1 protein-coding gene is annotated in these 1,057 nt (G+C 52.8%); it reads left to right on the forward strand.

Translation table 11 applies throughout. The annotated features are described in order from the left end of the window. Positions 1-32 precede the first annotated feature (32 nt). Complete coding sequence (locus COO59_RS20500) at positions 33-1,001, forward strand: IS5-like element IS903B family transposase (protein WP_000654812.1); 969 nt, start codon at positions 33-35, stop codon at positions 999-1,001. Positions 1,002-1,057 lie beyond the last annotated feature (56 nt).

Genomic DNA, 1,057 nt, shown 5'->3' on the forward strand with positions numbered 1-1,057 from the left:
GGCTTTGTTGAATAAATCGAACTTTTGCTGAGTTGAAGGATCAGATCACGTATCTTCCCGACAACGCAGACCGTTCCGTGGCAAAGCAAAAGTTCAAAATCACCAACTGGCCCACCTACAATAAAGCCCTCATCAACCGTGGCTCCATAACTTTCTGGCTGGATGATGAAGCTATTCAGGCCTGGTATGAGTCAGCAACACCTTCTTCACGAGGCAGACCTCAGCGCTATTCTGACCTTGCCATCACTACTGTGCTGGTCATTAAACGCGTATTCAGGCTGACCCTGCGGGCTGCGCAGGGCTTTATTGATTCCATTTTTTCTCTGATGAACGTTCCGCTACGCTGCCCGGATTACAGCTGTGTCAGCAGGCGGGCAAAGTCGGTTAATGTCAGTTTCAAAACGCCCACCCGGGGTGAAATCGCACACCTGGTAATTGATTCCACCGGGCTGAAGGTCTTCGGTGAAGGCGAGTGGAAAGTCAAAAAGCATGGCCAGGAACGCCGCCGTATCTGGCGTAAGCTGCATCTCGCCGTTGACAGTAAAACACATGAAATCATCTGCGCTGACCTGTCGCTGAACAACGTTACGGACTCAGAGGCCTTCCCCGGGTTAATCCGGCAAACCCACCGGAAAATCAGGTCAGCCGCCGCCGATGGCGCTTACGATACCCGGCTCTGTCACGATGAACTGCGGCGTAAGAAAATCAGCGCGCTTATCCCTCCCCGAAAAGGTGCGGGTTACTGGCCCGGTGAATATGCAGACCGTAACCGTGCAGTGGCTAATCAGCGAATGACCGGGAGTAATGCGCGGTGGAAATGGACAACAGATTACAACCGTCGCTCGATAGCGGAAACGGCGATGTACCGGGTAAAACAGCTGTTCGGGGGTTCACTGACGCTGCGTGACTACGATGGTCAGGTTGCGGAGGCTATGGCCCTGGTACGAGCGCTGAACAAAATGACGAAAGCAGGTATGCCTGAAAGCGTGCGTATTGCCTGAAAACACAACCCGCTACGGGGAAGACTTACCCGAAATCTGATTTATTCAACAAAGCC

This window comes from Mixta theicola (genome assembly GCF_002895925.1).
Lineage (GTDB): Bacteria > Pseudomonadota > Gammaproteobacteria > Enterobacterales > Enterobacteriaceae > Mixta > Mixta theicola.